Origin of the sequence: Neobacillus kokaensis, assembly GCF_014656545.1 — a bacterium.
In the GTDB taxonomy this organism is placed as follows: Bacteria; Bacillota; Bacilli; order Bacillales; family Cytobacillaceae; genus Neobacillus; species Neobacillus kokaensis.
This window is the reverse complement of sequence record NZ_BNDS01000058.1, coordinates 1-3,894: the sequence shown is the minus strand read 5'-3', so window position 1 is coordinate 3,894 and position 3,894 is coordinate 1. Positions and strand designations below refer to the sequence as shown.

Sequence of the window (3,894 nt, the reverse complement as noted above, 5' to 3'; positions counted from 1 at the left end):
CGCCGATGGTAGTTGGGGCACGCGCCCCTGTGAGAGTAGGACGCTGCCGGGCTGTTTTATTAGTCCTTGTTAATAAGGACTTGGGAAAAATTTTATATTTTTATTATCGCGGGGTGGAGCAACGAGCGTTACTTCATCGAATAATCTGCGAGTTGTACCGACTGAACAGCTGCTTGAATATGCTTTCAAAGTCGGGACAGTCCTTGTTACTAAGGGCATGAGCTAAACTTAATATTTTCTATTATCGCGGGGTGGAGCAGTCCGGTAGCTCGTCGGGCTCATAACCCGAAGGTCGCAGGTTCAAATCCTGCCCCCGCAATATGGTCTGGTAGTTCAGTTGGTTAGAATGCCTGCCTGTCACGCAGGAGGTCGCGGGTTCGAGTCCCGTCCAGACCGCCATTTAAATAAAAAAAGTAAGTACGAAACAATGTTTCGGCTTTTTTTATGTTTAAAAAGGCAATTTTGATATACTTAATAGTAAAATTAGTCCCCTTAGGAAACATCCTAAGGTTTTTTTGTATAAAAATAAGGTAAAATGAAGATAAAGATTTTTTAAAGTAAAATAGGTGATTAAATGACCCAATATGAATTAAAAACAATGAGCCCTGAAGAGACCTCCCAATTTGCAAAAAGACTTGCTGACCATTTGCAGCCAGGCGATATTATTGCTCTTGAAGGAGACTTAGGGGCAGGGAAAACAACCTTTACCAAGGGTTTAGCCAAAGGATTGGATATAAAGAGAACTGTTAATAGTCCCACTTTTACAATTATTAAAGAGTATAAGGGAAGGCTCCCTTTATACCATATGGATGTATACCGGGTAGCAGATTCATTAGAGGATCTGGGGTTTGATGAATACTTTGAAGGTAATGGTGTCACAGTAGTGGAATGGGCTCATTTAATCAAAGAGCAGCTGCCAAGCGATCTGTTGACTATTTATTTATACCATAAAGAGGGCGAACAGCGAAAAATTATTCTCAACCCAATTGGTCCAAGATATGAGCAATTATGTAAGGAGATTTTTCAATGACGATTTTAGCGATGGATACTTCTAACAATCCGTTAGGAGTAGCGCTTATTAATGACAATCAAGTAATTGGCGAATATATTACAAATTTAAAAAAGAACCATTCTGTTCGAATCATGCCAGCTATTCAGACGCTTATGGACGATTGTGAAAAGAGTCCGGCAGATTTAACGAAAATAGTTGTAGCTAAAGGTCCTGGTTCCTATACAGGAGTAAGAATTGGTGTAACAATTGCGAAGACATTGGCATGGTCTTTAAAAATTCCCCTTGTTGGTATTTCTAGTTTAGAGGTTTTAGCTGCAGGCGCTGCAAGATACTTTGAAGGCTATGTGTCTCCAATAGTTGATGCTAGAAGAGGACAAGTCTATACAGGGCTATATCGGTTTGAAAATGGCAGACTGACAGCCGTTGAACCAGATCAGCTGGTAATGGCGGCAGATTGGGCGCCAAAATTAGCAAATATGGACCAGCCGGTTTTATTTGTCGGCAATGATGTCATCCTCCACCGGTCAACGTTTGAAGAACGAATGGGGGCTAAGGGCGTTTTTGCAAATGCAACAGAGCAAAATCCCCGTCCATCAGAACTGGCATGGTTAGGGAAAGATATGCCCGGAGATGATCTACATGCATTTGTACCAAACTATATCCGCCTAGCGGAAGCAGAAGCAAACTGGTTAGAGAAACAGGGAAAAATTTAAAATAGATAGGACTTAGAAAGATGGAAGATTCATATGTTTTTCGCTATATGCGGGAAGAGGACATTGATCAGGTATTAGAAGTTGAGCATGCTTCCTTTACTTTACCTTGGAGCAGGGAAGCTTTTTATAATGAATTACGTAACAATAAATTTGCTGTTTATATTGTGCTTGAGCACAATAAGAAGATCATCGGCTATAGCGGTGTATGGATTGTTATTGATGAGGCACATGTAACTAATGTGGCAATTCTTCCTGAATATAGGGGGAAAAAGCTTGGAGATGCCTTGATGCAGAAGCTTATCCAAGTATCTCGTGAAATGGGCGCGAGGAGCATGACACTGGAGGTTAGAGTGACAAATCATGTTGCCCAATCGCTGTATCGGAAAATGGGATTTCAAAATGGCGGCATTCGGAAAAATTATTATTCGGATAATCAGGAAGACGCCTTAGTAATGTGGGTGAACTTATGAAAAGAGATCAGTTGATACTAGGAATTGAAACAAGCTGTGATGAAACAGCCGTAGCAATCATTAAAAATGGCCGTGAAATTTCCGCAAATGTTGTAGCATCACAAATTGAAAGTCATAAGCGGTTCGGCGGGGTCGTACCAGAGATTGCTTCAAGGCACCATGTCGAGCAAATAACGATTGTATTGGAAGAGGCACTAGAGAAGGCAAATGTAACTATGGCTGAAATCGACGCGATTGCGGTGACGGAAGGTCCGGGTCTTGTAGGTGCCCTTTTAATAGGGGTTAATGCGGCAAAAGCGCTGGCATTTGCCCACCAAAAACCGCTTGTACCGGTTCATCATATTGCTGGTCATATTTATGCTAATCGACTCGTAACAGAACTTCAATTTCCGCTTTTGGCGCTGGTGGTGTCGGGAGGTCATACGGAGCTTGTGTACATGAAGGAGCATGGACATTTTGAAGTAATCGGCGAGACGCGTGATGACGCTGCCGGGGAGGCCTATGACAAAGTGGCAAGAGTGCTAAATATGCCTTATCCAGGGGGGCCACATATTGACCGCTTAGCACATGAAGGAAGCCCGACGATTGATTTACCACGGGCGTGGCTTGAGGAAGGCTCCTACGATTTTAGCTTTAGCGGTTTAAAATCAGCAGTCATCAATACCGTTCATAATGCAGAGCAGCGTGGTGAAACGATTGCTCCTGAAGACCTGGCCGCAAGTTTCCAGGCAAGCGTGATTGATGTATTAGTGAAAAAGACGGTTGATGCTGTAAGGGAATATAGGGTAAAACAGGTATTGGTTGCCGGTGGAGTAGCTGCCAATAAAGGGCTAAGGAGTGCTTTAGAAGAGGCATTTTCGCGTTCTAATGCAGATTTAGTTATACCGCCCTTGTCGCTTTGTACGGACAATGCAGCGATGATTGCCGCGGCCGGTAGTGTGATGTTTGAAAAAGGCATACGAGCCGGGATGGATTTAAACGCAAATCCGGGGCTTGATATTGAAATATTTAATTCAGAGGACCTTTCCTAATGGGGAAAGGTTTTTTTGCTTTTAACTAAACGTTTGTTTGAAAAAGGGATTGTCGGCTGGAAATCTAATTAAACGTTTGATTGAATAGCTAAAAGCCTTGGGAATTAAGGAATTTTGAAATTAAGCAAACGTTCGATTAGGTACCAGGAGGAATTAAAAAACTAAACAAACGTTTCATTGAAAATTTTAAATGGTATTTAAAAGTTAAACAGACGTTTGTTTGAAGAACCGAAAGCCTTAGTAATTTCGGAATTTATAGGTTAACAAACGTTTGATTGAATCGACTAATGCTTAGAAGGTGGAAGATAGAAGGTTAAACGAACGTTTGAATAATAAAAAAAGCTTATATTTGTGGATAATAATTTTTTGAAAAATACCAAGATTGTGGATAAGTATGTTGATACTGTTGATAATGTGGATAAGTAATGACTTTATTGTGGATAATGTGGAAAACATAAATGATTTAAGGTATTTAGCAATCTTAAATGTGTATAAGCTTGTGGAAAAGTTTATTTTAAAAGTCCATTCATAAACAAGACTTGTTAAAAATTCAAATATGAACGGCAATAAAAGTTATAAGGTATTGAACCCAAAGAAAAAAGCAGGTCGTGGGTAGCCAATAAGGCGTATAGGCGACCGAGCCAAGGGAAACTGATAGTAGTGGGTAG

At 40.9% G+C, this 3,894-nt stretch carries 4 protein-coding genes and 2 tRNA genes; all 6 read left to right on the top strand.

The genetic code is table 11. The annotated features are described in order from the left end of the window. The first annotated feature begins 245 nt into the window (after positions 1–245). The 6 genes from IE222_RS26105 to tsaD all read left to right on the top strand — a co-directional run bounded on the left by IE222_RS26105 (position 246) and on the right by tsaD (position 3,226). Positions 246–319, top strand: a tRNA-Met gene (locus tag IE222_RS26105). A gap of 3 nt (positions 320–322) precedes the next feature. Further along, positions 323–399, top strand: a tRNA-Asp gene (locus IE222_RS26100). Positions 400–574: 175 nt separating this feature from the next. Next, positions 575–1,030 (top strand): tRNA (adenosine(37)-N6)-threonylcarbamoyltransferase complex ATPase subunit type 1 TsaE, encoded by a 456-nt coding sequence (tsaE, locus tag IE222_RS26095; protein WP_191277304.1) that lies wholly within the window; start codon positions 575–577, stop codon positions 1,028–1,030. Continuing rightward, on the top strand, positions 1,027–1,725 hold the full coding sequence (gene tsaB, locus IE222_RS26090) for a tRNA (adenosine(37)-N6)-threonylcarbamoyltransferase complex dimerization subunit type 1 TsaB (protein ID WP_191277303.1): 699 nt from the start codon (positions 1,027–1,029) through the stop codon (positions 1,723–1,725). The genes tsaE and tsaB overlap by 4 nt, the downstream gene beginning before the upstream one ends. A gap of 20 nt (positions 1,726–1,745) precedes the next feature. After that, positions 1,746–2,195 (top strand): ribosomal protein S18-alanine N-acetyltransferase, encoded by a 450-nt coding sequence (gene rimI, locus IE222_RS26085; RefSeq protein WP_191277302.1) that lies wholly within the window; start codon positions 1,746–1,748, stop codon positions 2,193–2,195. Then, a complete protein-coding gene (tsaD, locus tag IE222_RS26080; protein WP_191277301.1) occupies positions 2,192–3,226 on the top strand; it encodes a tRNA (adenosine(37)-N6)-threonylcarbamoyltransferase complex transferase subunit TsaD in 1,035 nt (344 codons plus the stop codon). Before rimI ends, tsaD begins: the two co-directional genes overlap by 4 nt. Positions 3,227–3,894 lie beyond the last annotated feature (668 nt).

What these genes read in the sequence shown, in the direction of transcription:
- tsaE (WP_191277304.1), top strand. Translation starts at nt 575, where the DNA reads ATGACCCAATATGAATTAAAAACAATGAGCCCTGAAGAGACCTCCCAA.
- tsaB (WP_191277303.1), top strand. Translation starts at nt 1,027, where the DNA reads ATGACGATTTTAGCGATGGATACTTCTAACAATCCGTTAGGAGTAGCG.
- rimI (WP_191277302.1), top strand. Translation starts at nt 1,746, where the DNA reads ATGGAAGATTCATATGTTTTTCGCTATATGCGGGAAGAGGACATTGAT.
- tsaD (WP_191277301.1), top strand. Translation starts at nt 2,192, where the DNA reads ATGAAAAGAGATCAGTTGATACTAGGAATTGAAACAAGCTGTGATGAA.